Below are 25,779 nucleotides of genomic sequence, written 5' to 3'. Positions count from 1 at the left end.
ATGAAGGCGGCGATCGTCGTATTCCCCGGTTCCAATCGCGAGAACGATGCCAAGGCGGCGCTGACCCAGGCCATGGGGCGCGAACCGATCATGGTCTGGCACCGCGATACCTCGCTTCCCAAGGTCGATCTGGTCCTGGTCCCCGGCGGTTTTTCCTACGGTGACTATCTGCGCTGCGGCGCCATCGCCGCGAACTCGCCGGTCCTGCGCGAAGTGAAAGGACGGGCAGAGCAGGGTATGGCTGTTATCGGCGTGTGCAACGGCTTCCAGATCATTACCGAGGCCGGCCTGCTGCCGGGCGTGCTCCTGCGCAATGCCAATCTGAAATTCGTCTGCCGCAATGTGGGCCTGCGTGTCGAGACGTCGAATTCACGCTTTACGTCGGGTTACAAGAAGGGGCAGGTGCTTTCCATCCCCGTCGCACATCACGACGGCAATTATTTCGCCGATCCGAAGACGCTCGATGAACTCGAGGCCGAGGACCGAATTGCCTTCCGCTATTGCGGCCCGGAGGGACGCCTCGACACCAACTACAATCCCAACGGATCGACCCGGCACATCGCCGGCATCCTCAATAAGAAACGCAATGTGCTGGGGCTGATGCCGCATCCCGAAAATGCCATCGAACCGTTGCAGGGTTCGACCGACGGCAAGGCTTTGTTCCACAGCTTGGTGGAGGCCGTGTCGTGAGTGCCGCGATAATGAAGATCACACCTGAAATCGTCGCCGAGCACGGTCTCAGCCCTGATGAATACAAGCTCGTGCTGGAAATCATGGGCCGCGAGCCCAGTATGACCGAGCTTGGCATCTTCTCCGTCATGTGGTCGGAGCATTGCTCCTACAAGTCATCCCGCGTGCATCTGAAGAAGCTGCCGACCAAGGCGCCTTGGGTCATCCAAGGCCCCGGCGAAAATGCCGGCGTCATCGATATCGGCGACGGGCAGGCGGCCATCTTCAAGATGGAAAGCCACAATCATCCTAGCTTCATCGAACCCTATCAGGGCGCGGCGACCGGCGTCGGCGGCATCATGCGTGACGTTTTCACCATGGGTGCCCGTCCTATCGCCAATCTCAATGCCCTGCGCTTCGGCGAGCCGAACGATCCCAAGACGCGCCATCTGATCAACGGCGTCGTCGCCGGCATCGGTGGTTACGGCAATTGCATGGGCGTGCCGACGGTGGGTGGGGAGGTGAACTTCCACGCCAGCTATAACGGCAACATCCTGGTCAATGCGATGACCGTCGGGTTGGCCGAAACCGACAAAATTTTCTATTCGGCGGCTGCTGGAATCGGCAATCCGGTAATCTATGTTGGCGCAAAGACGGGCCGCGACGGCATCCACGGTGCCACCATGGCGTCGGCCGAATTCACCGAGGATTCGGAAGAGAAGCGGCCGACAGTTCAGGTCGGCGATCCCTTTACCGAGAAGCTGCTGCTCGAAGCCTGTCTCGAACTGATGGCGACCGATGCAATTGTCGCTATTCAGGATATGGGCGCTGCCGGCCTGACCTCTTCCTCGGTTGAAATGTCGTCGAAGGGCGGCCTCGGTATCGAGCTCGATCTCGACAAGGTGCCGGTGCGCGAGACCCGCATGACCGCCTATGAGATCATGCTGTCGGAAAGCCAGGAGCGCATGCTCATGGTGCTGAAACCCGCGGCCATGGAGAAGGCGCGAGCGATCTTCACCAAATGGGAACTAGATTTTGCCGAGATCGGCGTGCTCACCGATACCGGCCACCTCGTTCTTAAGAAAGACGGCAAGGTGCAGGCTGATATGCCTGTGGCCCCGCTGGTCGATAAGGCGCCCGTCTATGAGCGGCCCTGGGTTCCCACTCCGGCGCAACCGGTCATCGACGCCAAGGATGTGCCCGCGCCAAACGATCTGCTTGGTGCGTTGAAGACGTTGATCGGCTCCCCCGATCTTGCCAGCCGCCGCTGGGTGTGGGAGCAATACGACCATCTCGTCATGGGGCACACGGCGCAGCGTCCGGGTGGCGACGCCGCCGTCGTGCGCGTGCCGGGCGTTCCCGGCAAGGCGCTGGCCATGAGTTCCGACTGCACGCCGCGCTACGTCTTTGCCGATCCGAAACAGGGCGGTGCACAGGCGGTGGCGGAAAGCTGGCGCAACATCACGGCCGTTGGCGCAACGCCGCTGGCCATCACCGACAATATGAACTTCGGCAACCCGCAGCGGCCCGAGATCATGGGCCAGTTCGCCCTGTCCATCGAAGGCATGGCTGATGCGTGCCGCGCGCTCGACTATCCGGTCATTTCGGGTAACGTCTCGCTCTACAACGAAACCAACGGCAAAGGCATTTTGCCCACTCCAACCATCGGGGGCGTGGGCGTGATGAAGAATGTAGACCGTATGGCGACTGTCGCGTTCAAGGCGGCGGCTCAGGCAGTGTTCGTTGTCGGCGAGAGCAAGGGTTGGTTGGGTCAGTCGATCTATCTGCGTGAAATGCAGGGCCGCGAAGAAGGTGCTCCTCCGCCGGTCGACCTTACGGCCGAGCGCCGCAACGGTAATTTCGTGCGCGGCTTGATCGCGGGCGGCGATCTCGTCACCTGCCACGATGTGTCCGATGGCGGCCTGCTCGTCGCCGTTGCCGACATGGCTTTGGCGGGTGGTATAGGTGTCAGCCTTGCTACGCCGCAATCGACCGTGCCCTCGCATGGCTATTGGTTTGGCGAGGACCAGGCGCGCTATGTCATTGCCGTGCCGGTCGCCGCCGCTGCCGGGGTTGAGGCCAAGGCCAAGGCAGCCGGCGTGCCGATCGAAAAGATTGGAGAAACCGGCGGCAACGAGGTGGTGCTGGACGGCCGCAAAATGCCGGTCCAGGATCTGCGTCAGTCGCACGAAGCATTCTTGCCGACCCTGATGGGTGCGGCGTAAGTCGACGGGAGTATATGGCGATGGCCATGGAAGCAGGCGAAATTGCACGGCTTATCAAGGAAGCCTTGCCAGATGCCGAGGTGAATATCGAGGATCTGCGTGGCGATGGTGATCACTACGCCGCCCAAGTGATCTCGTCGGCCTTCATCGGCAAGTCGCGTGTTCAGCAGCATCAGATCGTCTATGCAGCCCTGCGTGGCAAGATGGGCGACGAACTGCACGCGCTGGCTTTGCAGACCTCGGCGCCGGCTGCGTGAAACGGCCGCATCGCTGGGCCGATAACCACAATGATAATGGTGTTTTCTCAATAGGCGGGAGCGGCGATAATTGACTTTCATCTGGATTGCCGCCATATCGCCAGCAAGGACAGCAGAGGATCCCAGCTATGAGTGACAACCCCGTTTTCGACCGCATCCGCGACGATATCGGCAGCAATGACGTGGTGCTTTATATGAAAGGCACGCCCGTCTTTCCGCAATGCGGCTTCTCCGCCGCCGTCGTACAGGTGCTGAGTCACCTCGGTGTGAAGTTCAAGGGTATCGACATCCTGCAGGATCCGAGCCTACGCCAAGGCGTCAAGGAATTTGCCAGCTGGCCGACCATTCCACAGCTCTACGTGAAGGGTGAGTTTGTTGGCGGCTGCGATATCGTCCGTGAAATGTATGAATCGGGCGAATTGCAGCAGCTGCTGAAGGATAAGGGCGTCGCCGGAAGCCAGGCAGCCTAAACCGTTCCATCTTCAGCATCAGGGAGCCGGTCCGCGCCTTGCGGGCCGGCTTTTATTTTGAGTTTTTTGAATCTTCGGTCAAATCAACATCGTTTCCACGAAAATAGCACAATTGGCTTGCGAACCTGCCGGGGCTGTGGCTAAATTTTTGTACTAATACACAGCGCCCCGCGTAACGGGGCCGATCGAGGCAAACCGGGAGACGTGGAATGACGATGACCTTCCGCCGCAAGGCGATGGGCGCCGCTTTGGCTTTGGCCTTAGGCGCCGGTTTTTCAGCAGTGCCCGCCGCGGCTGACGCGCCGGAAAGCGGCGACCCGATCAAGATCGCACTGTTCGACTGGACCAGCGTCAATCTGAATGCAACGATTCTTGCCAAAATTCTGAAATCCTACGGCTACAATACCGAGCTGGTGACTTCGGACTACCTTGCCAGCATTCAGACGGGCCTGCGCACGGGCGATCTCACCATTGGCATGGAATATTGGGATACGACGGGCCGTGAGGCGATGGCGGATGCCGATGCCAGCGGCGAGACCGAAAATCTGGGACCGATCGGGCCCAAGGCCAAGGAAGAATGGTGGTTTCCCGAATATATGAAGGAGAAGTGCCCGGGCCTTCCCAATTGGGAAGCGCTGAAGAATTGTGCCGAGGCCTTTTCGACACCGGAAACGGCCCCTAAGGGCCGATATCTCGGTGGTCCGGTGACCTGGGGCGGCTTTGATGACGAGCGTGTCGAGGCGCTCGATCTGCCGTTCGAAGTTGTCCATGCCGGCACCGATGCCGCCATGTTTGCCGAGCTCGAATCGGCATATCAACGGCAAGCGCCGATTATCCTGTGGATCTATACGCCGCACTGGGCGCCAGCCAAATATAAAGGCGAGTGGGTTCAGTTCCCCGAATGGTCGGCCGAGTGCTACAGCGATCCTGCAGTCGGCATCAATCCGGACAAGGCATATGATTGCGGTAAACCCCATGGCGAAATCTACAAATACGCCTGGAAGGGTTTTGCCGATAAATGGCCGGTGGCACACAAGATCGCCAAGAATATGAAGTTCTCGGACGATGAGATGAACGCCCTCATCGGTCAGGTCGATCTCGACAAAAAGTCGCTCGACGAGGTGGCGGATGCCTGGATCGCGGCCAATCAGGACAAAGTCAAGCAGTGGGCCCAGTAGGCTCGATTCCCTAAACTGGCCGGGCCGTCTCATTTGCGGTCCGGCCATTTATTTGCCGGGATGAATGATGGTGCCAGGTGAAGCGCCCCCAGATGATGCGCCCATGGATGCGCTCAACATATCACAAGCGGAGGAAAGGGCTGGGCTTGGCCCCGTAAAGCTCTCCTGTAGCAATGTCTGGAAGTTGTTCGGCGTTAGCGCGGATCGACGGTTCGCAGCAGATGAACTCGACAACATGTCGGTGGCCCAGCTCGCCGAGCAAGGTTTGATGGCGGCGGTGCGCCACGTCACCTTCGACGTGCGCGAAGGTGAAATTTTCGTGCTGATGGGACTCTCTGGTTCAGGCAAGTCGACCTTGCTGCGGTGCCTCTCGCGCCTCATCGAACCCAGCTGCGGCGTGGTGATGTTCGAGGACAGAAATCTGCTCGACGCCAGCCCGCAGGAGCTGATCGAGCTTCGTCGCCACAAAATGGGCATGGTGTTTCAGCATTTCGCGCTGTTGCCGCATCTCACCGTCCTCGACAACGTCGCCTTTCCCTTGTCGCTGCAGAAGGTTGGCAAGGCCGAACGCCAGAAACGTGCGCGTGAGGTTCTGGAACTGGTCGGCCTCAAGGGCAAGGAGCTCAGCTTTCCGCGCCAGCTTTCCGGTGGCCAGCAGCAGCGCGTCGGGATCGCACGCTCGCTCGCAGCCAACCCGGAGCTCTGGTTCCTCGATGAGCCGTTTTCAGCCTTGGATCCGCTGATCCGACGCGAAATGCAGACCGAATTGCAGCGCCTGCAAAGTGTACTGAAAAAGACCATCATCTTCGTCACGCATGATTTCGACGAGGCCATTCGCCTTGCCGACCGCATCGCCATCATGAAGGACGGTGCAGTGGTGCAGCTGGGGACGCCGGAAGATCTGGTACTCAACCCGGCAACTGATTATGTCGCCGAATTCACTGGCGATGTCGATCGCGCCAAGGTCGTAAGTGTCGGACGGATCATGCGGCGGCGGAGCGGGGTGGCTGTCGCCGGTGAGGTACAGCTGCGCGATAAGATCGTCACCGTGGCGCCCCGTATCATTGGTGCCGGCCAGCCTTTCGCCGTGCGTGACGCACATGGCGAGGCAGTAGGCGAGATCACGCCGCAATCGGTGCTCGACATCCTGCTGGAACGCGGATCGCGGCAATGAACGCGGAGACGTCAGCCATCCTGGTTCCTGAGCGACATTCCCCATGGCCACTGATCTGGCTTGGGTTCTTCGTCGCTGTCCTGCTTTTATGGCTGCTACGCGATACACTGGTCCCATTTGTGAAATACCCGGACAAGCTGGAATTGGGTTTCGCCAAATGGATCGGCATAGGATCCAAGTGGCTGGTGAGCCAGATCAGTTTCCTCACGCGCGCCCTGGCGGCGATCCTGGAGATCCCGTTGAAAGCGGCGATCGCGATTCTCGCCAAGGGTATCCTCGCCCAGAACGATGCAGTGCTGTTTCCGCGCTTGTCCTGGGTCGGAGTCATCGGTGCGATAACCTTGATCGGATATGCAGCCGGTGGGCGGCGTACGGCGCTGACTGCCTTCGGTTGCTTCCTATACATCGCATTGTTTGGACAATGGGACGGCGCTATGCTGACATTGGCTTCCGTCATCATCTGCGTACCCATAGCGGTCGTGTTGGGCCTGGGGTTTGGTATTCTGGCGTTCCGGCACAAAAGGCTTGCAACCTGGATCGTGCAACCGGCGCTTGATCTCATGCAGACGATGCCGTCATTCGCATACCTGGTTCCGGTCTTGCTGCTGTTCGGTTCAGGGCCGGTGCCGGCGTTGGTCGCTACCGTCATATTTGCTTCCCCGCCAATGGTGCGCGCGACCGTTCTGGCCCTGGCTTCCGTGCCGGCCGAGATAGTCGATTTTGGCAACATGGCCGGCTGCTCGCCACGGCAGAAGATCTGGCGCATCATGATTCCCAGTTCGCGCGCGCTGTTGATGATTGGCGTCAATCAGGTCATTATGATGACTCTCAATATGGTCATCATCGCCTCCATGATCGGCGCTGGCGGCCTCGGCTACGATGTACTTCTCTCCTTGCGGCAGCTGGATATCGGCCGCGGCACCGAAGCTGGATTGGCCATCGTGATGCTGGCGGTCGCTCTAGATCGAATCAGCCAGGCGGCAGCGGTCGAACGAGCGTGGCCGACAGGGCAAGGCGGTCCATTTCATCGGCGCAATCCCCTTGCTGCATTTGGTGTGCTCTGGCTGGCAGGAACCACACTGCTCAGCGTATTCATCCCGGCCTTCGCGGAAGTGCCCCAGATGATCGAACTGTCGATCGGGAGTTCGCTCGACTCATTCGTTAGATGGCTCAACATCACATTCTTCGACATGATCGAAGCGGTTCGTACCTACCTGCTTCTCACGGTCATGAATCCAGTTAAACAAGGCCTGTTGTCCGCACCTTGGTTCGCGATTTGGGGCGGCCTTGTCCTGTTGGGATGGCATTTGGGCGGGCGAAAACTGGCGCTCCTGGTTGCTGTGCTGATTGCCTTCATTCTAATCGCCGGTCAATGGGACAAGGCGATGATTTCGATCTATCTCTGCGGCATCTCGGCGGTGATCGCGACCCTGGTTGGAATCCCCATCGGCGCCATCGCCCTGCGCAGCGACTGGGCTAATCGCGTCATCACCGTGATTGTCGATACACTTCAGACTTTGCCGACGTTCGTGTACCTCATTCCCGTCGTGATGCTGTTCCGCGTCGGCGATGTGACGGCCATGATCGCCATCGTACTCTTTGCCGTGACGCCGGCAATCCGCTACACGGCCCACGGTCTGCGGAATGTTTCGCCGCAGGTTGTAGAGGCGGCGCGGGCCATGGGATCGACGCCACGCCAGATTCTTTGGCGAGTGCAGATACCCTTGGCTCTGCCGGAGATCATGTTGGGTATCAATCAGGTCATCCTGCTGGCGCTCAGCATGCTGGTCATCACCGCCCTGGTCGGTACTCGGGATCTTGGCCAGGAAGTCTATATCGCACTTACCAAGGCAGATCCGGGGCGCGGCATTGTCGCCGGTCTTTGCGTCGCTTTTCTCGGCATCGTCCTTGACCGTCTTGCCGCAGCGGGCGCCAGACTGACGCATGAGCGGCTGGGACTGGCCAGCGTTGCGGCCAATAATTAGGGACAAGAGAGAACTTATGGCAAATGAACTCGAAGTCCTTTCCGACCTGCGCCTCAACAGCCGGCAGGCGCGCATTATGGAAGTGCTGCGGCGCGAGCAGCTCCTGGCGGTGACGCAGCTTGCCGAGGCGCTCGATGTCTCCGGCGAGACGATCCGCCGGGATCTGCGGCTTTTATCGGCCAAGGGACTGGTGGAAAAAAGCCACGGCAATGTGCGCTGGCGTGACCGCAGCGACGACCAGCCGCTGCAGCGGCGCATGCTGGACAACATGACGGCAAAGCAGGCAATCGCACTCGCCATCGCCGATGAAATCAGCGACGGCGAGTCCGTCTTTCTCGATACAGGCTCTACCAACATCTATGTGGCACAGGCCCTCAAAGGGCGCCACAATCTCACGGTTGTGACCAATTCAGCGCCAATCGCGCAGCATCTCAGCACCGGCGAAGGCAACCGGGTCTATCTGGCCGGTGGCGAATTGCGCGCCGATGACAGCGCCGCCTTCGGTCCGGCGGCGATCGCCTTCCTGCAGCAATTCATGGTCAAGACCGCGATCATCAGCGCTTCCGGCCTGGATGCGAATTTGGGCGTCATGGACAATCACCTATGCGAAGCGGAAGTGTCGCGCTCCGTCCTCGGCCATGCCGAGCGCGTGATCGTCGGTGCCGACCATAGCAAATTCGGGCGGCGCTGCCTGGTGGCCGCCGTTGGCTTTGCCGATGTCGACCTGCTGGTCGCGGACCAGAAACCAGCCGGCCCCTTGGGCGACGAGCTCGATCGTCATGACGTCGAAATTCTCGTCGTCGATCCGGCTTGATCAACATCAATCATTCCAATCAAAGCGGAGCATTGAGAGACGATGACCGGTCGGCAACATGCGGAAATCTTGATCATCGGTGCCGGCATCATCGGCTGTTCCATCGCTTACCATCTCGCGCGGATGGGTAAGAAGGATGTCGTGATCCTGGAAAAAAGCGGGATTACCCATGGCGCTACATGGCATGCGGCGGGGTTGGTCGGACAGTTGCGGTCGTCACGAAATGTGACCCGCATGTTGCGGCACTCGGTCGAATTATACGATCAGCTCGAAGCCGAGACGGGCATGGCGATCGACTGGAAGAAGTATGGCAGCTTGCGGCTCGCCTGCTCTTCCGAGCGCGAAATGGAGAACAAGCGCTCGCTGACCATGGCCAAGAGCTTCGGCCTCGAGATGCAGGAACTGTCGCCTGGGGAAGCACAGGATCTTTTCCCGATCATGAGCATCGAGGATGTGCGTTCGGCGGTCTATATTCCCTCGGATGGCTACATCGATCCGTCCGGCGTTTGCCAGGCGCTGGCGAAGGGTGCCAAGGATAGAGGTGCTCGCATCGTCATCGGCGAACGTGTTACGGGGATGACGGTCGAGAATCGCCGTGTCGGCGTCGTGAAAACCGACAGGGGCGAGTGGAGTTGCGATCTGGTCGTGAATTGTGCCGGCATGTGGGGGCATGAGATCGGCGAGATGGCCGGCATCCGGGTGCCGAGTTTCGCGGTGGAACATCAATATCTCATAACCGATCCGCTGCCGGATGTGCCGAAACGCATGCCGACCATGCGCGATCCGGACCATCTTGTTTATTATAAGCCCGAGGTCCGCGGCTTGGTGATCGGAGGCTACGAGCCGAACACCTTGCCCTTCGCTCCCGGGGGGATTCCGAAGCATTTCGCCCAGGAACTGTTGCCGGGTAATTTCGAACGCTTCGAGATGCTGGCCAAGCTCGGTGGCAAGCGCACGCCCATCATCAACACGGTGGGTGTGCGTGAACTGATCAACGGGCCGATCCCATATTCCGCCGACTCGGACTTCGTCATGGGCAAGTCGCCGGAGCTTGATAACTATTTTGTCTCGGCTGGTTTCCTCTATGGCATCGCTGCCGGAGGAGGAGCGGGCCGCATGATGGCGGAATGGATCGTCGACGGGTCGCCCAGCCTCAATCTGTGGCCGCTCGACGTGCGCCGCTTCAGCTTCCACCACAATACGCGCCACTTCATGTACCCGCGCGCGGTCGAGCTATATGGCCATCACTATAAGCTGCACCGGCCGGGCGACGAGCATGAGACGATGCGCGGTATCCGCCGCTCGCCGCTCTACGAGGTGCTGAAGGCGAGAGGCGCCGTCTTCGGCTCGCGCGGCGGTTGGGAGCGACCCAATTGGTTCGCGCCGACTGGCCTGAAGGCGGCCGACGAGCCAGCGTTCGACCGCGCCAGAACGAACTGGTTCGACCATGTCGGCGCCGAACACGAGGCCGTGCGAAATGGCGTGGCGCTGATCGACCAGACCTCGTTCGCCAAGTACGAGATCCTCGGCGGCGGTGCCCTGACAGCTTTGCAGAAGCTGGCGGTTTCCGACATGGATAAGCCGGTCGGCAGTACGGTTTATACCCAGCTCTGCAACTCGAAGGGTGGGATCGAGTGCGATCTCACCTTCTCGCGCCTGACCCCTGATCGGTTCTATTTCGTGACCGGCAGCGCCTTCGGCCTTCATGACAGGCAGTGGATCGAAAGCCACCTCCCGCGCGATGGTTCAGTGCAGATTGTCGACATGACATCTGCCCGGGCCGTTATCAACATCTGCGGGCCGAAATCGCGCGATGTGCTGGCTGCGGTAGTGGAGGAAGATGTCTCCAACGCGGCCTTTCCTTTCTCGACCTGCCGGCAGATTACCGTCGGCGCGGCACCGGTCCTGGCCATCCGCATCGGCTATGTCGGCGAACTCGGTTGGGAGCTGCATGTGCCCACCGAATATGCCGCCCATGTCTATGAAGTCCTGCGCGAAGCGGGCGAGACCCACGGTGTCCGCGATGTCGGCTACCGGGCGATCGACAGTCTGCGCATGGAAAAGGGTTACCTTTACTGGTCGTCCGACATTACCCCGGACTATTCTCCCTATGAGGCCGGACTTGGCTTTCGCGTTAATCTGAAAAAGGGGGACTTCATCGGCCGCGACGCGCTCGCCAAGCAGAAGGCCGATGGCATCAAACAGAAACTCTGTTCCTTCACGCTGGATAAGCCACTGCCTCTTTATGGCGGCGAAGCGGTGATCCACGAGGGGAAAGTCGTTGGTGTCACTACCAGCGGCAATTTCAGCTACACTAGCGGAAAGTCGGTTGCCTATGCGTATCTGCCATCGGAACTCAGTGTCGTGCAGGGTTTCACGGTCGAGTCCTTCACGGAGCAATCGCCGGCAACACGCCATGATGGGCCACTTTACGACCCAAAGAACGAACGTTTGAAGGCCTGAGGGAGGTCAGGATGGAGGACGGCAAGATCATCGATGAGGCGATGCGGCGAATCCCGTTGCTGGCGGGTCTCGGCGTCGGCGATGTCACGGCCGAGCGGCTGGGTGGTCTCACCAATCGCAACTATCTCCTCGGCACGCCGCGTGGGAAATTCGTTCTGCGCATCCCGGGTGAGGGAACCGGCGAATACATCTCGCGCCGGAACGAAGCGCATGCCGCCCGCATTACCTCCGATATCGGGGTCAACGCACCGCTCATCTTCTTCGATGAAACGGATGGCGTTCAATTGGCGGGTTTTGTCGAAGGTGCATTGACGATGAATTCCGAGCGCTTCAAGGATCTGGGTTCCGTCCGACGCTCGGCGGCAGCGCTCCGCAAGGTGCATGAAAGCGGTCGTCTGTTCCTTAACCGCTTCGATCTATTCCTGATGATCGACGAATATCTCGGTATCCTGGAGAAGAAATCGGCCCCTTTGCCTGACGGGTATCGCGATGTGAAACGCGAAGCGGAAAGCGTGCGTCGTGCCCTGGCCATGCGGGCGTTGCCGCTGGTGCCGTGCCATTGCGATCCGCTGGCCGAGAACTTCCTGGATACAGGCCAGGCCGTGCATGTGATCGACTGGGAATATGCCGGCAACAACGATCCAATGTGGGATCTGGGAGATGTGTCGGTTGAGGCCGCGTTTGGTCCAGATCAGGATGATGTCCTGCTCGAAGCCTATTTCGGTGGCCGGGTCCACGCGGCCGATCGGGGGCGCATGGTCCTCTACAAGGCGATGTGCGACCTGCTGTGGACGCTGTGGGGCATCATCCAGCATGTCAATCAGAATCCGGCCGACGATTTCTGGGCCTATGCGGTAAACCGGTTCGAACGTTGCAAGAAACTGATGGGTTCAGCTGATTTCGGTGGGCACATACAGGCGGTCATCGATGGTTGAAATCGGCCATGCCGAGGCTGCAAGGCAGTAGTTACGTCAACAGGGTTGCCTTTCTTCCGTTTTGCCGCCTCTATGGCGCCTTGAAACTTGCGTCTCGAGGGATGACCGGGGATGGACGATACCGTATCGCCGCGTAAAGCCGCTATTGCCGCGCGCGCCTATCAGGATGGCATGCTGGTTGAGGATGCGCCGCTCATCGGCATCATCGACACGGATGCGCTCCATGCCACGATCCACGATCTGCGCTCGTCCTTCCCGAATTTCTTCACCCATGCCTTCGCGGCCAAGGCCAACACCATGCCTTCGGTGCTTAATCTCGTGCGCAAATGGGGCATGGCCTGCGAGGTGGCGAGTCCCGGCGAATATCAGGCGGCCGTAAAGGCCGGTTTCGTCGGCGGCGAGATCGTCTTCGACAGTCCGGCCAAGACGAACTGGGAAATCGATGCGGCACTCTCGCACGGGGCCACGCTCAATATCGACAATTTCCAGGAGCTGGCCCGTGTCGATGTCTGGCTGGGGAAGAACGCGTCCAGTTCGATCGTGGGGCTGCGCATCAATCCGCAGGTTGGCGGCGGCACCATTGCCGCGATGAGCACGGCGACGCAGAAGTCGAAATTCGGCATCGGCCTGGAGGATGGCGACAATCGCCAGCGTATTTTCGATGCCTATAATTCGCGGCCCTGGTTGACTGCGCTGCATACCCATGTCGGCTCGCAAGGCTGCCCGCTCGACCTCATCGCCGCCGGCATCGCCAAGACTTTCAGCCTGGCGCAGGAGATCAACGCGGGGCTGGGCCGCAAGCAGATCACCGCTCTCGATATCGGCGGTGGCCTGCCGGTCAATTTCGACAGCGACGAAATAACGCCGAGCTTCGCCGATTATGTCGCGGCATTGCGCAGGGCTGTGCCGGATCTTTTCTCCGGCGAGTTCCGCGTCATTACGGAATTCGGCCGCTCTGTCCTCGCCAAGGCCGGCTTCATCCTGGCGCGCGTGGAGTATACCAAGGAGCAGGGCGGACACCCGATCGCCATCACCCATGCCGGTGCCCAGGTGGCGACGCGCACCGTCTTCATGCCGGAAATGTGGAAGATCCGCGTCAGCGCGCTCGATGCCAAGGCACGGCCGAAATCCGGCCCGAAAGTAGTGCAGGATGTGGCTGGCCCCTGCTGTTTCGCTGGCGATGTCGTCGCGCATGCCAGGGCGCTGCCGTTGCTGGAGCCCGGCGATTTCGTGATGCTGCACGACACCGCTGCTTACTATTTCTCGACGCCCTTCGTCTATAACAGCCTGCCGGCGATCCCGGTCTATGGCTTTTCTGGTCCCGACGAAGCGCTCAATGTCACCGCCTTGCAGGAAGGCGGCGTCCTTGCCGTCTAGCGCGCGACGACGACAAGACCGGAAACGATGAGGGCGATGCCGACGGCGTGGCGCCAGCCGACGCTTTCGCCGAACATCAAGGCGGCGCTCAAGGGCACCAGGACGAAGCAAAGCGCGTTGAACAGGACCGCGATCGAGAGCGGCACCCGCTGCAGGATCGCGACCCACAGGATCGTCGCCACGCCATAGAGAATGAGCGCCAGCCACAGCCAGTGGTTGGTGACGAGCTGGCGGATGTCGCCGATACCGCTGATGGTGCCGGCACTCTGCGCGGCTTTCTTGAACAGCAATTGGCCGGACGACAGAATGGCGACATAAAGGCCCAAGGCAGCCAGCATCTCTTTGCCGATCACGGCGCTTCCCCCGATTGGTGCATCGCTCCAGGGAGTCTGACCGATCGTCCCCAAGGCCGCAAGCCGTGGCTCAGGAAGTGGGGGCCGCCGGAAGTCCCGGCGATTCAGCCGTGGTGGGCACGCAGGCCCTGATGGCGGCGTCGGCCCGGTGCCAGTTGTCGCGCGCCATATCCGGGAACACCCCGCTCACTTGATGCGTCGGCCAATAGAGGTCGCCATTGTAGAACTTCACGATCGACTTTCTGTTGGGGTGCGGCTCCACTGTCACAAAGGCGATGAGGCCGCCGCGTGGGGCATAGACGCTGATCTCGGCCTTGGGCCCGAAGAAGAGCAGGTCCGGCGCCGCGCCGCGAAACTCGTTGGCCAGCGCCTGGGCCAGGCAATTGGCCATCGGCTCCGGGGTCTGGTCGACCCGCGCCGTGATGTCCGGTTTGGCCATCATTTCGCTCGACGCGCAGCCGGAAAGGCCCAGTAGCAGGAGAGGAAGCAGGAAAGGGCGCATGGGTCGAATCCTGAAAAGAGAATGTCCTATCAACCATAAGCATATGCCGTGCCACCAGCGGACGGGATTCGCCGCTCATCCTATCCCTTTGATATTCCGTTAACTATTTCACAGGTAGCCTTGCGGGAATCGGGACTTTTCTTCACATTTGCCGCGCATAGGTGCGAGGCTGGGGTGCGAGGCTGGGGTGCGAGGCTGGGGCGCGAGGCTGGGCATAAGATGGGCGTGATGACGGCAGCGATTGGGAAGACCGAGGCTGATTTTGCCCAGCCGCCGCGGCAATCCGCATCGAATTGGGGCAAATCATGCATGCGTCCTTGACCGGGTTCATTTCACGGTGCAATTCCGTGGTCGCTTCATTGGCGCAGCCGCAGGAGAGGGTGACCGCCATCGCACCGCTGATGCACGAACTGATCGCCGATGCCGATGCGTTTCTGTCGGACGAGCATTTTCGGTCCGACCCCGATCACTATGCACGCAACGCCATTTACATCTGTCCGAAGGGCGATCTGTCGCTGTTCTCGCTCGTTTGGCTGCCCGGCCAGTGGACGCCGGTGCATGATCACGGCAGCTGGGGCGTCGTCGGTGTCGTCCGCGGCATGCTGGAGGAACGCTCCTATATGTCCGTTGCCGGTGAGATACACGGTGACAGCGGTATCGGTCTCAAGCGCGGCGGAGTAACCCTGCTCAGTCCATCGGCGATTTCGAGTTTCGTGCCAAATCCAGACCACATCCACATGACTGGTGTGCCGGCCGAGCGGCAGATCTGCGTCAGTCTTCACCTCTACGGGCGCAATATGGATTCGTTTCATATTTACGATGTCGCTGCCGGAACGCGCCGCCTGATCGAGGTTCCGCATTACGAGAGCACCGGATGAACTGGCGATCCTCGCAGGGAGAAGAGTAGCCCATGTGCCGTTGGCTGACCTATTGCGGCGAGCCGATCTATCTCGACCGTGTGATCTTCGAGACCGAGAACTCGCTCATCCATCAGAGCCTCAATGCGCGGCGCAGCCATGTGACCACCAATGGCGACGGTTTCGGTATCGGCTGGTATGCGGAACGTCCGGTGCCGGGCACCTATCGCGACATTCTTCCGGCCTGGAACGACGCCAATCTTCGCTCTATCGCGCATCAGATCCGCTCCGGCCTGTTCCTCGCGCATGTACGCGCCTCGACCGGCACGGCCACGTCCCGCGCCAATTGCCATCCCTTCAGTCACGGCAAATGGCTGTTCATGCATAACGGCCAGGTCGGCGGCTATGACCGCATCCGCCGCAGGATCGAAGCCCTGGTCGACGATGCCTATTATGTGCACCGTCTCGGAACCACCGACAGCGAGCTCATCTTCTATCTGATGCTGTCGATGGGGTTGGAGCGTGCGCCGATGGAAGCGGCGCAAGGGACGCTGGGCGCCATCGTCGGGATTATGAAGCAGGCGGAGATCAAGGAACCACTGCGCTTCACCTCCGTCTTTACGAATGGGGCGGAAATCTACGCCATTCGCTTCGCCACCGACGAAAATCCCCCATCGCTCTATTGGCGCTACGAGGACGATCAGTTGCTGGTCGTCTCCGAGCCGCTCGACGACGACCAGCGCTGCTGGCATGAAGTGCCGCCCGGCCAGATGCTGGTGACCGAGCGCAACACGCGCATCGACATGGTGCCGTTCCTGCCGGCATAACGGCGGCCTGGCGGGCGACGGGGAGCGATCGTTAATCCCTTTCTTCATGCAAGCGGATGCAACCTGGAATATACTCTCCTGTCTGAAAAGCCAGGGAGGGTAGAATGCCGAAGACATTGAAAATCTTAGGTGTGCACGGTTTGGGCGATCACCGCACTTCTGACTGGAAAGAAAGATGGACCAGGACGCTCGAGGAAAGATTTCCAAAGACGGAGGGTGTTTCACTCGATTGCCGATACGTCACTTACGATGACATCTTCGAGCGAACGAGACTTTCGGCCTGGGAATGCGCCAGGGCGTTCTGGAAGCTGACCGCCAGCGGCATCTCGTCGCTCGGCCGCCGCGAGCGCGGTGTACTCTCCGACATTTCGGACAGAATCCAATGGACGGCAGGCTATGTCGTGGCATGGGTCGAGGACGAAGATTTCAAGCGCATGAGCCGCGAGAGAGTATTGAACGCCGTGCGGGATATCGCACCGGATATCATCCTGGCCCACAGCCTGGGTTCGCTGATCACCTATGACGCCTTCAGCCACGAGGATGCGAGGAATGGCCCGGTTCGCGACATCCTGGCGAAGGTCCGATATGTGACTCTCGGCTCGCAGATCGGAAATCCCTTTGTGGTCCGAAATCTTGCCGGTGGCCGCATCCAGCCGCTCGATGTCAGTTTCTGGCATCATCTCTACAATGAGGAAGATGATGTCTTTACCGCGGAAATCCGCTTGTGGGAGGGGGCGAACTTCCGCCAGACGGATACGCCCTTCGACAATGAAGGTTTTGCCGATCATTCGGCGGAAAGTTATCTCGGCCATCCGGCGACGGTCGAAAATGTCTGGCGTCCGATCTCTGCCGGCGCGTCTGGAGTCAGGGCATTCAGTGCAATGCCCACGGTGCTGGCGCGCGGTACGCCGGCGCGGCGGCGCAAAGCACAGAAGGCGCTGCTTGTCGGCATCAACAATTATCCAGAAGATGCCAACCGCCTTGAAGGCTGCATCAACGACGTCTTTACAATGAGCGCAGTCCTGCAGGAATGCGGTGTGCCGCCTGAGTCGATCCGCACCTGCCTCGACGACCGGGCGACGGCGAAGGGTATCCTCGACCGTATGAACTGGCTGCTTGACGACCCGAAACCCGGGGACGAACTGATCTTCTATTACAGCGGCCACGGTGCCAGGATTCCGCAATATGGCGACGATTTCGAGCCTGATCATCATGTCGAGGCGCTGGTGCCGTGGGATTTCGACTGGACGCCCGAAAAAGCGATCTCCGACGACCAGATTTATGCCCTCTACAGCCAGCTGCCCTATGATTGCCGCCTGATCATGATCTTCGATTGCTGCCACTCGGGCGGCATCCATCGCGACGGTGGCCTCAGGCCGCGCGGCCTGACACCACCCGACGATATCCGCCATCGCGAACTGAAGTGGGACATCAAGACCCAGATGTGGGTCGGCCGCGATTTCAAGCGGATCAACGACAAGTTTACACGGCAGAAGGAGACGGCGATCGGTTATTTCGGCCGCGACGGTGCCACCAAGCGCCTGGGCCGGGCGGCGATGCTACGCGGCCTGTCCACGAGCGAATATAATCGTCTGAAGGCCGGCGGGAAGAAGAGCAAGCCCGTCGGCCCCTATCTGCCGTTGATCATCGAGGCCTGTGCCGAGGAGGAATTCTCCTACGAGTACCGGCACGGCGCCACCAGTCATGGCGCCTTCACCTTCTCGCTGGCCAATATCCTGCGGCGGGAAAGGTCGATCACCTTCGAGCAGCTTGTCACCAAGGTCAGGGAGCAGCTTGCCGATCTCAAATACGACCAGACACCCCAGATCCTGGGGCCGACAAACATCAGGCGCCACAAGGTGCCGCTGGTGACCCGGATACGACGTTAGCCGCCGAATGGCGAACGGGTCGGAAACCATCGACTTCCGACCCGTTTGAATTGACTGACCGGGATGGGCGAAGACCAGAACCGCAGTTTCTTTATAGCGCTACCCCAAGGCGGCAAGCGAGAAGCGAAGGGAGCCGAACCAGCGAAGGCGCCCGCCAAGTCGCTACGAACCGAACCACTCTTATAGGACAAAACTATTGAAATCGCGCGCAAATTGGGAACCGCCTGGACACGAGATTTCGCTGAACTCGGAATCTCAAGGCACTGCCTCTGCAAGCTATGTTCGAAGGGGCTGCTCACGCGGGCGGGGCATGAGCGATACGCGGCGGCGAAGGAGGAGTCGGACCTAAACGTCAGATGATCGCGCCGGTCGGCTTCTGTCACGCCACGAAGCCGGGCTTAAGGAAGTAACCCGTCGGAACTCGCGATTGAAGTTCGATTTCGTCTGAAAGCCGGATTCCAACATAGCGGCAGTCACAGACAGGTCAGTATCTCGGAGCAGTCGGCAGGCTTCGGCAATTCGGAAGTCGTTGATGTATTGAGAGACGTTCTTGCGCGCGAGCCGGTTGACTGCACCGGATATCTGTCGGGCCGGCACCCCCGCGCGCCGTGCCAATCGTGATAATGTCAAGTTTTCATCGCGAGATAATTTCTCATTGGCCAGCAAATGATCGATCCGATCCAGGACTTCTCGATCTTGCGCCGCCGGGGATGAAACTTGACCCATGTTTGAGGCAGATGCGGGAAGCGCCCGGGCGTGGGCTGCGATGGTCGCGGTGAAGCCCAGGAAAAGCAGTACCAGAAGGTTCGCGATGCTCACGAAGAGAGCGGCATTCGCCCCCTTGCTCCACTCGAAGTCCATGAGAATCGCAAGATCGAATAGGGCCGATAGACAGAGCGATGCGGCAGCAATAACGAGGACGCGGTGCGCCGCGAGGACGCGGTCTAAACGTGCCTCATCCAAGGCGTCGGGACCGGCGCTGCCAAGGTTCAGTACCGCTAATGCGTATCCGATGAACAGCACGATCAGGGCAGCGTCGATCAACCCTGGTGCAAGCAGCAGAAGCGCCACGATCACAATTGGCGGCGTGGCGTGGAGCCAACGTGCGTTGCTGATTTCTGCCTCATCGCGATGGGCCAAACCGCGGAAGCTAGCCAGCACCAGAGGCGGCAGGCAGCTCGCCAGAACTGGCAGCACATATCGCAGCTCGACGATGTCGTAACCCCATCGCAAGCCGAGGGCGAGCGACTGCAAGGTGCACAGACCGGTCAGGGCTAGAAACGGGCGATTGCCTTTTAACTGCTCCTGGCTGTGCAGCATCGCGACGAGGCGGATCAGGAGCAGCAATGCGACGACGAACGGCAGCGGAACGAAGATCAAGGTGCGCCCTCAAAGATGGCAATTGACCGGGAAATGATGACCTATATCGCGATTCGGGACGACCTGAATCGTGATCGAGGGCGCGCCGAAGCACGGCTTCTGCAATCAGTTGCCAGTCCTTTGTAACATCCTTTGTAACAAGCGAGATTTCTCCCATGAGCCCTTTGCGCATTCTTGCATCAGTCATGTTCACCGTCGCATTTACCGCATCCTCTCAGGCATTCGAGGTTGGCGTACGCGAGATGAGCGTTTCCGCACCCGAACGCGGACGGGAACTCGCGGTAACTGTTTGGTATCCCGCCGGAGCCGGCGGCGAGCCCGTCCTCGTAGGCAATAACAGGGTCTTCAAGGGAACACCGGCGTTGATCAGTGCATCAATCGCCTCGGGGCGCTTTCCGCTGGTCTTGATGTCACATGGATCGGGTAGCCGCATCCAAGGCATGAGCTGGCTCGCTACGGAATTGGCCAAGGCGGGCTTCGTCGTCGCCGGTCCCGATCATCCAGGCACCACCAGCGGCGACTCGACGCCAGCCGACACTCCGAAACTGTGGGAGCGCACGCAAGACTTGTCCGCCCTGATCGATAGGTTCACCGCCGATCCAGAGTGGAGCGGAGTCATCGATACCGGCAGGATCGGAGTCCTCGGTTTCTCGCTCGGAGGCGCCGCAGCAATGGAAATCGCCGGCGCCCGCGCCAATCTCGACGCGTATGCCCGCTACTGCGATACATACACGAAATGGGACTGCGCCTGGTATGCCGGCGGAAGAGCCTATGTCAATGATGAAGCGGTGCAGGTCGATAAGGTTGATCTGCGGGCGATCGACAAGGCCCGCTTCGAGCAGTCGAACCAGGATCGTCGCGTCAAATCGGCTGTTCTGATCGATCCGGGTCTTGCGCAGGCCTACGAAAGGCAGAGCTTGAAAGAGATCACGATCCCTATGAACTTCATCAATCTCGGCAGCACCGGGACGATCCCCAAGGCTGTGATCGCCGATCGGCTTGCAGCGTTAGCGCCTTACGGTACGTATGCGTCCGTCGCTGATGCCGTTCATTTCAGCTTTCTGCCGGAATGCAAGGAAGGGGGGCCCGATTTGCTGAAGTCGTTGGGAGAAGTCGATCCGATCTGTCAGGACGCCGGCGGCCGGTCACGCGCGGATATCCATTCCGAGTTAACTAGTTTGGTCTTAGACGCTCTGCAGCGAACCCTGAAAGATCGCTTCTGAGTCAAAACACCCGGCTTCTGGCGTCCGCTTCCGGCCCGATCCGGAAGTTTGCAGCACGACCGCTGAATGGTCGCATCGGGTCACTTGCCGTCGAATCTATCACGTCCGCTGTACGTCGGCTCACCACTCGAACCCGGCCGTACGGCCCGCAATTTGGGAGGGTTGAAACAGCTACGGCGCGCCTCTGGCGCGCCGTAGCGAAAAAACTGGCTCCTCGAGCTGGACTCGAACCAGCGACCTGCGGATTAACAGTCCGACGCTCTACCAACTGAGCTATCGAGGAATACACTGCCATGGCCCTCAAGCCCGGCGCGATGGGGCAGCATATAGCAGAACCCCCGGCCGGATGCCAACAGCTTTCTTCATCTTCTTTACGCCGCCCAACAGGCTGATTTGACATCGAATTTTGCGGCAGGCAATTATCGCGCCGCATCGCTGCGGGGGTTGACAGCAGCCCGGTCTTCCAAGATTCTCCGGCGCCGATCCATTACCCCAATGTCCTTGCCGGAGCGGACGGCCCGGACATGCCAGCCATCGGAGTTTCCATGAAGGCCGTCATCCTGAGCGCGGGCCAGGGCTCGCGTCTATTGCCGTTGACCGAAGGGCGACCGAAATGCCTCTTGCCGCTTGGCGACAAGACGTTGATCGAATGGCAGATCTGGGCGCTGACTCAAGGTGGCGTCGACGAGATCGCCGTCGTCGTCGGCTATCATGCCCAGGATGTCGTGGCCCTGCTGAAGAAGCTGGAAAGCCCTAAGCTGAAGATCCGCACCATCTACAACCCGTTCTACAAGCTGGCCGACAATCTGGCCTCCTGCTGGATGGCGCGCCACGAAATGGCGACCGACTTCGTCATTCTCAACGGCGACACGGTCATCGAACCGAAAATCTTCCAGAAGCTGGTGGCAAGCCCCAAGGCGCCGATCACCGTCACCATCGACAAGAAGGAATCCTATGATTCCGACGATATGAAGGTGCACCTCAAGGGGACGCGCCTCTTGGAGATCGGCAAGACTCTTCCGCCGGAACGCACGAACGGCGAATCGATCGGCATGCTGCTCTTCCGCGGCGACGGCCCGAAACTCTTTACCGACACGCTGGAATCGCTGATGTACACGCCGGAAGGCGTCAAATGGTGGTATCTGCGCGCCATCGGCCAGATTGCCGAGCACCATCAGGTCGAGACCTGCAATATCGAAGGCAGCTTGTGGGGCGAAGTCGACTTCCCCGCCGACCATGAGCGCGTCTCGCAACTGGTGACGGAGTTCTAATAGAAGGGATCCGAAGGATCGGCCCCTTCTTTTACAGCCTCAGCTCGCACCAGATCGGGGTATGGTCGCTGGGCTTCTCGCGGCCGCGCGGGACGCGGTCGATCTCGCACGCCTCCAGGCAGTCGGCGGCCTGCGGCGACAGCAGCAGGTGATCGATGCGCAGGCCTTCGTCGCGCTGCCAGCGGCCGGCCTTATAATCCCAGAACGTATAGCGATGCCCGTCCGGATGCAGATACCGAAAGGCGTCCGTGTAGCCGAGATTGAGGATCTCGCGGAATTTCGCGCGCGTCTCCGGGCGGGCGAGGGCGTCTTCCGCCCATGCCACGGGATCGTAAACATCATTGTCGGTCGGGATGACGTTGTAGTCGCCGGCAAGGACGGTCGGCTGTTCCAGTTTCAGCAACGCCGCCGCATGGCGCTTGAGATGTTCCATCCAGGCCAGCTTATAGGGATATTTCTCGCTGTCGACTGGATTGCCGTTGGGCAGATAGATCGTGGCGACGCGGACATGCTTCCATCTGGCACCATCCGCCACCTCAATCACGGCTTCCAGATAGCGCGCTTGTTCATCGCCGCCATTCCCGGGCAAGGCGTGATGCTGAACCTTGAATTTCGTCTTCGAAAGAATGGCGACGCCGTTATAGCTCTTCTGCCCCAGCGCCTCTGTGTGATAGCCGAGCGCTTCGATCTCCAGCCGTGGGAATTCGGCGGTGGTGCATTTAATTTCCTGTAGCAGGGCCACGTCCGGCGACGCGTCGCGCAGCCAGTCGAGTACGTTCGGCAAACGCGCACGCAGCGAGTTGACGTTGAAGGTTGCGATCTTCACCGGACTGGGTCGGGTCAGACGGAGAAGGAATTGCCGCAGCCGCAGCTCGACGAGGCATTCGGATTGCGCACCTGGAACGAGGCGCCGACCAGATCCTCGACAAAATCGATTTCCGAGCCGGAGAGCAGGTCGAGCGAGGTGTCGTCGATCACGACCCTGACACCGTTCCGCTCAAAGACGCGGTCGTCCTGCTGGGGCGATTTGTCGAAGGAAAAGCCATACTGGAACCCCGAGCAGCCGCCACCGGAAACGGAGAGCCGCAGCATCAAGTCCGCATCGCCTTCCATGGCGATCAGCGCCGCGATACGCTTGGCGGCACTTTCGCTGACGGTAACCTGGCGCGGTGCGTCGGTGGTGTCGGGCATGGCTGTCACTTCAGTTGGTTCGACCTTGGCTCAAATATTTAGGTGCCGGGGAGCGAATGTCAAACGCCGCCATTGCATAGCTGGCATCTATGCCCTTACGGCGGCTATGTTTTTTCGTTTTCAGCCGATTTCTGTAATAGTCATGCGCGGGGACGCCTGATACGGTCCGATCATGTCGTTAGCCATTTTTGCCTGTAACCCCAGCGAGACCCGCGGCCGGCGCATCGCCGAGGCCGAGAGCCCGATGCGGTCGGTCTATCAGCGCGACCGCGACCGCGTGGTCCACTCGGCCGCCTTCCGGCGCCTGAAGCATAAGACCCAGGTCTTCGTCTATCACGAAGGGGATCACTACCGAACACGCCTGACGCACAGCCTGGAGGTGGCGCAGATCGCCCGCACCATCGCCCGCGTGCTCGGCCTCAACGAGGATCTGGCTGAAGCCCTGGCGCTGGCGCACGATCTCGGCCATCCACCCTTCGGCCATGCCGGGGAAGAGGCGCTCAATGTCTGCATGGCTGAGTTCGGCGGGTTCGATCACAACGAGCAAACCTTCCGCGTGCTGACTTCGCTTGAGCGCCGCTATGCCGGTTTCGACGGCCTCAACCTCACCTGGGAAATGCTGGAGGGCATCGTCAAGCATAACGGCCCCTTGCGCGGCCCCCATGCCGGTGCCCGCAACCTGGCGCACGGCGTGCCCGAGACTATCGCTGTGTTCGACCGCGACTGGCCGCTGGAACTTGGCGGCTTTGCCGGCGCCGAAGCCCAGGTAGCGGCTCTTTCCGATGACATCGCCTACAATAATCATGACATTGACGATGGGCTGCGCGCCGGGCTCTTTGCCATCGAGGATCTGCACGACGTACCCCTGGCCGGGCCCGTTTTTGCCGAGGTGGCGGCGCTCTATCCCGGCTTGGAACCGACCCGCGTGATCCACGAATCCGTGCGGCGCATGATCAATGTGATGGTCAGCGACGTGCTGGCGGAGAGCCGGGGTCGGCTGGCTGAAGCGGCTCCGAAAAGCGTCGCGGACATACGCAGCCGGCACGAACCGGTTATCGCCTTTTCGGCAGCGATGCGCGGCCACGATATTGGCCTGAAACAGTTCCTCTTCCAGCGCATGTATCGACACGAACGGATCAACCGGACCATGGCTCAGGCCAAGCAGGTGGTGGGCGACCTGTTCTCGCGCCACCTCGACGAACCCGGCCTGCTGCCCGCCGAATGGTCGCGCGAGGCCAGTGACCCGGACCGGCGCCAGCGTGCCCGGGTCGTGGCCGACTATATCGCCGGCATGACCGACAAATTCGCCCTCGAATGTCATGCCAGGCTGTTCGTTGAGAGTGCGCTTGTTTCAGAAAAATCCTAAGCAAATCTATGCTTTAACGCCGATGATCATCGTCCAGTGGCTTGACCGACTCGGGTTCTTGCTGATTTGATTCCACAATTGGGCTGGTGTTTGCACCGGCTCCCGATTTTTGGTGTCGAGGACAGCGTTAGATGACGACGGAACCACCCCGCCCGGACCAGATTCAGGCCAATGTGGCGGCAGCTCTCAGCCGGTTGCGCGGTGAGCTTGCGCCGACGGCGCCGGTACCCAACGCCGCTTCGGCCGAACCGCCGGCTGGCACGCAATCCGGCGCTGAAGCGCCGCCCGTTGCTGCGCCGTCCGTTGCTGCGCCGTCCGTTGCTGCGCCGTCCGTTGCTGCGTCTGTCGGGCAGCATGGCCCAGCCTCATCGGAACCGCATTTCGGTGTCGGCCCGTCCCTGAACGCGCCGGACCCGAGCATGGCGCTTAATCCCTCCAAACCGGTCGGGGAAGGTGCGGATACGCCTTTCGCCCGCATTGCCGGTCTGGCGGCGACCGAGCAGCCGGACCTGTTGGCCGGGATCGGCGCGCCGCCCCTGGCCGATATCTCCGAAGCCGAGATGGAAGCCGCCCGCCAGCGCCGCCGTCTGCGCAACCGTTTGCTCGCTGGCGGTGTGCTCGTCCTCGCATTGGCCGGTTTCTGGGTTTGGAGCGGCGGCGGCGAAACCGGAAACGAGCCTGTGCCGGTCATCGCCGCCGACAGCACGCCTGAGAAGGTGAAGCCCGCCGACGAAGGCGGGCTTGAGGTGCCCAATCAGGATGTCGCCATCCTCAACGGCGAAAATTCGACCGCGCCCGCGGAGGGCGAGACGGTGCTGCCGGCGCCAGAACAGCCGGCGACCCCACCCGCACCGCCGGAACCTGCGCCCGCTGCCGAGGCGGCGCCAGCGACCGATGCCGGCAACGCCATCCCCAGCGTTCCCGCTCCATCGGTCGATGCGATTCCCAGTGTTCCGGCACCGGCCGAGCCTTCTGCCGCAACCGGCGAAGCGGCGCCCGCGGAGGCGGCGCCCGTGCCGGCCGAAAGCCAGACCGCTGCCGCGGACGCCACGCCCGCCGCCTCCGAAGCCGCCCCGGCGGAAACGGCTGCTGCGCCGACGGCCCAACCTGCCGCTGCCGGCGCGGCCCGCATCCAGCTTGCCGCCGTGAAGAGTAAAGCTGCCGCGCAGAAGGAATGGGTGCGGATCCAGAAGGCGCATCCGGATCTTCTGGGCGCTCTCAGCCTGCACGTTGAGAGATTCAACAAGTCGGCCACGGAAACCTACTATCGTATCCAGGCGGGACCGCTCGCCGACAAAGCCGCCGCCAAGCAGCTTTGCGCAAAATTAAAAGAACAAAATCAAGCCTGTCTGGTCGCTAATTAAAGCGATACA

At 60.6% G+C, this 25,779-nt stretch carries 23 protein-coding genes and 1 tRNA gene; 18 read left to right on the top strand and 6 right to left on the bottom strand.

Annotated elements, in window-relative coordinates:
• The 11 genes from purQ (at position 1) to ACE3TY_RS05555 (ending at position 13,547) form a co-directional block, all read left to right on the top strand.
• Positions 1-690 carry a phosphoribosylformylglycinamidine synthase subunit PurQ gene (gene purQ, locus ACE3TY_RS05605; protein ID WP_374651681.1) on the top strand — a complete coding sequence of 230 codons (690 nt, stop codon included), beginning with the start codon at positions 1-3 and terminating at the stop codon, positions 688-690.
• An 11-nt stretch (positions 691-701) separates the two neighbouring features.
• A complete protein-coding gene (gene purL, locus ACE3TY_RS05600) occupies positions 702-2,894 on the top strand; it encodes a phosphoribosylformylglycinamidine synthase subunit PurL (RefSeq protein WP_374652032.1) in 2,193 nt (730 codons plus the stop codon).
• Positions 2,895-2,914: 20 nt separating this feature from the next.
• The gene (locus ACE3TY_RS05595; protein WP_374651679.1) at positions 2,915-3,151 is read left to right on the top strand and encodes a BolA family protein; all 237 of its coding nucleotides are present in this window, start codon (positions 2,915-2,917) and stop codon (positions 3,149-3,151) included.
• Positions 3,152-3,279: 128 nt separating this feature from the next.
• Positions 3,280-3,621 carry a Grx4 family monothiol glutaredoxin gene (gene grxD / locus ACE3TY_RS05590; protein ID WP_374651678.1) on the top strand — a complete coding sequence of 114 codons (342 nt, stop codon included), beginning with the start codon at positions 3,280-3,282 and terminating at the stop codon, positions 3,619-3,621.
• 209 nt (positions 3,622-3,830) lie between these two features.
• Entirely contained in the window at positions 3,831-4,799 is a 969-nt protein-coding gene (locus tag ACE3TY_RS05585) for an ABC transporter substrate-binding protein (RefSeq protein WP_374651676.1), read from the top strand.
• Between the two features lie 235 nt (positions 4,800-5,034).
• The gene (locus tag ACE3TY_RS05580; RefSeq protein ID WP_374651674.1) at positions 5,035-5,973 is read left to right on the top strand and encodes a glycine betaine/L-proline ABC transporter ATP-binding protein; all 939 of its coding nucleotides are present in this window, start codon (positions 5,035-5,037) and stop codon (positions 5,971-5,973) included.
• Positions 5,970-7,958, top strand: coding sequence for an ABC transporter permease (locus tag ACE3TY_RS05575; RefSeq protein ID WP_374651672.1), 1,989 nt, complete (start codon positions 5,970-5,972; stop codon positions 7,956-7,958). The genes ACE3TY_RS05580 and ACE3TY_RS05575 overlap by 4 nt, the downstream gene beginning before the upstream one ends.
• A gap of 16 nt (positions 7,959-7,974) precedes the next feature.
• Positions 7,975-8,772: a DeoR/GlpR family DNA-binding transcription regulator gene (locus ACE3TY_RS05570; protein WP_374651670.1), complete on the top strand. Its 798-nt coding sequence runs from the start codon at positions 7,975-7,977 to the stop codon at positions 8,770-8,772.
• Positions 8,773-8,814: 42 nt separating this feature from the next.
• On the top strand, positions 8,815-11,235 hold the full coding sequence (locus ACE3TY_RS05565) for an FAD-dependent oxidoreductase (RefSeq protein WP_374651668.1): 2,421 nt from the start codon (positions 8,815-8,817) through the stop codon (positions 11,233-11,235).
• An 11-nt stretch (positions 11,236-11,246) separates the two neighbouring features.
• Entirely contained in the window at positions 11,247-12,170 is a 924-nt protein-coding gene (locus ACE3TY_RS05560) for a phosphotransferase (RefSeq protein ID WP_374651666.1), read from the top strand.
• A 111-nt stretch (positions 12,171-12,281) separates the two neighbouring features.
• A complete protein-coding gene (locus ACE3TY_RS05555) occupies positions 12,282-13,547 on the top strand; it encodes a hypothetical protein (RefSeq protein WP_374651664.1) in 1,266 nt (421 codons plus the stop codon).
• Here the strand turns inward: ACE3TY_RS05555 and ACE3TY_RS05550 are convergent.
• Both ACE3TY_RS05550 and ACE3TY_RS05545 read right to left on the bottom strand, forming a co-directional pair.
• Positions 13,544-13,900 (bottom strand): EamA family transporter, encoded by a 357-nt coding sequence (locus ACE3TY_RS05550; RefSeq protein WP_374651662.1) that lies wholly within the window; start codon positions 13,898-13,900, stop codon positions 13,544-13,546. The genes ACE3TY_RS05555 and ACE3TY_RS05550 overlap by 4 nt on opposite strands.
• A 70-nt stretch (positions 13,901-13,970) precedes the next feature.
• A complete protein-coding gene (locus tag ACE3TY_RS05545; protein ID WP_374651660.1) occupies positions 13,971-14,402 on the bottom strand; it encodes a hypothetical protein in 432 nt (143 codons plus the stop codon).
• A 380-nt stretch (positions 14,403-14,782) separates the two neighbouring features.
• Here ACE3TY_RS05545 and ACE3TY_RS05540 point away from each other — a divergent pair, with 380 nt between their 5' ends.
• From ACE3TY_RS05540 to ACE3TY_RS05530, 3 genes are all read left to right on the top strand, one after another.
• Positions 14,783-15,280 carry a hypothetical protein gene (locus tag ACE3TY_RS05540; protein ID WP_374651658.1) on the top strand — a complete coding sequence of 166 codons (498 nt, stop codon included), beginning with the start codon at positions 14,783-14,785 and terminating at the stop codon, positions 15,278-15,280.
• Positions 15,281-15,312: 32 nt separating this feature from the next.
• Entirely contained in the window at positions 15,313-16,086 is a 774-nt protein-coding gene (locus ACE3TY_RS05535) for a class II glutamine amidotransferase (protein ID WP_374651657.1), read from the top strand.
• A 104-nt stretch (positions 16,087-16,190) separates the two neighbouring features.
• Complete coding sequence (locus ACE3TY_RS05530) at positions 16,191-17,975, top strand: caspase domain-containing protein (protein WP_374651656.1); 1,785 nt, start codon at positions 16,191-16,193, stop codon at positions 17,973-17,975.
• A gap of 345 nt (positions 17,976-18,320) precedes the next feature.
• Here the strand turns inward: ACE3TY_RS05530 and ACE3TY_RS05525 are convergent, their stop codons facing one another.
• A complete protein-coding gene (locus ACE3TY_RS05525) occupies positions 18,321-19,355 on the bottom strand; it encodes a helix-turn-helix domain-containing protein (protein WP_374651654.1) in 1,035 nt (344 codons plus the stop codon).
• 155 nt (positions 19,356-19,510) lie between these two features.
• Here ACE3TY_RS05525 and ACE3TY_RS05520 point away from each other — a divergent pair, with 155 nt between their 5' ends.
• Positions 19,511-20,578, top strand: coding sequence for an alpha/beta hydrolase family protein (locus ACE3TY_RS05520; RefSeq protein WP_374651653.1), 1,068 nt, complete (start codon positions 19,511-19,513; stop codon positions 20,576-20,578).
• 207 nt (positions 20,579-20,785) lie between these two features.
• Here the strand turns inward: ACE3TY_RS05520 and ACE3TY_RS05515 are convergent.
• A tRNA-Asn gene (locus ACE3TY_RS05515) sits at positions 20,786-20,861 on the bottom strand.
• 241 nt (positions 20,862-21,102) lie between these two features.
• On the opposite strand from ACE3TY_RS05515, the gene ACE3TY_RS05510 reads away from it, so the two are divergent.
• Positions 21,103-21,849 carry a sugar phosphate nucleotidyltransferase gene (locus ACE3TY_RS05510; protein ID WP_374651651.1) on the top strand — a complete coding sequence of 249 codons (747 nt, stop codon included), beginning with the start codon at positions 21,103-21,105 and terminating at the stop codon, positions 21,847-21,849.
• Between the two features lie 31 nt (positions 21,850-21,880).
• Here ACE3TY_RS05510 and xth read toward each other — a convergent pair whose 3' ends face one another.
• On the bottom strand, positions 21,881-22,675 hold the full coding sequence (xth, locus tag ACE3TY_RS05505; RefSeq protein WP_374651650.1) for an exodeoxyribonuclease III: 795 nt from the start codon (positions 22,673-22,675) through the stop codon (positions 21,881-21,883).
• Positions 22,676-22,689: 14 nt separating this feature from the next.
• A complete protein-coding gene (gene erpA, locus ACE3TY_RS05500) occupies positions 22,690-23,040 on the bottom strand; it encodes an iron-sulfur cluster insertion protein ErpA (RefSeq protein ID WP_374651649.1) in 351 nt (116 codons plus the stop codon).
• 172 nt (positions 23,041-23,212) lie between these two features.
• On the opposite strand from erpA, the gene ACE3TY_RS05495 reads away from it, so the two are divergent.
• Both ACE3TY_RS05495 and ACE3TY_RS05490 read left to right on the top strand, forming a co-directional pair.
• Positions 23,213-24,406 carry a deoxyguanosinetriphosphate triphosphohydrolase gene (locus ACE3TY_RS05495; RefSeq protein ID WP_374651647.1) on the top strand — a complete coding sequence of 398 codons (1,194 nt, stop codon included), beginning with the start codon at positions 23,213-23,215 and terminating at the stop codon, positions 24,404-24,406.
• Between the two features lie 131 nt (positions 24,407-24,537).
• On the top strand, positions 24,538-25,770 hold the full coding sequence (locus tag ACE3TY_RS05490) for an SPOR domain-containing protein (RefSeq protein WP_374651646.1): 1,233 nt from the start codon (positions 24,538-24,540) through the stop codon (positions 25,768-25,770).
• Positions 25,771-25,779 lie beyond the last annotated feature (9 nt).

This window comes from Dongia sp. (assembly GCF_041918875.1).
In the GTDB taxonomy this organism is placed as follows: Bacteria; Pseudomonadota; Alphaproteobacteria; order Dongiales; family Dongiaceae; genus Dongia.
Note: the sequence above shows the minus strand (reverse complement) of the source record. Positions and strands in the feature narration are given on the sequence as shown.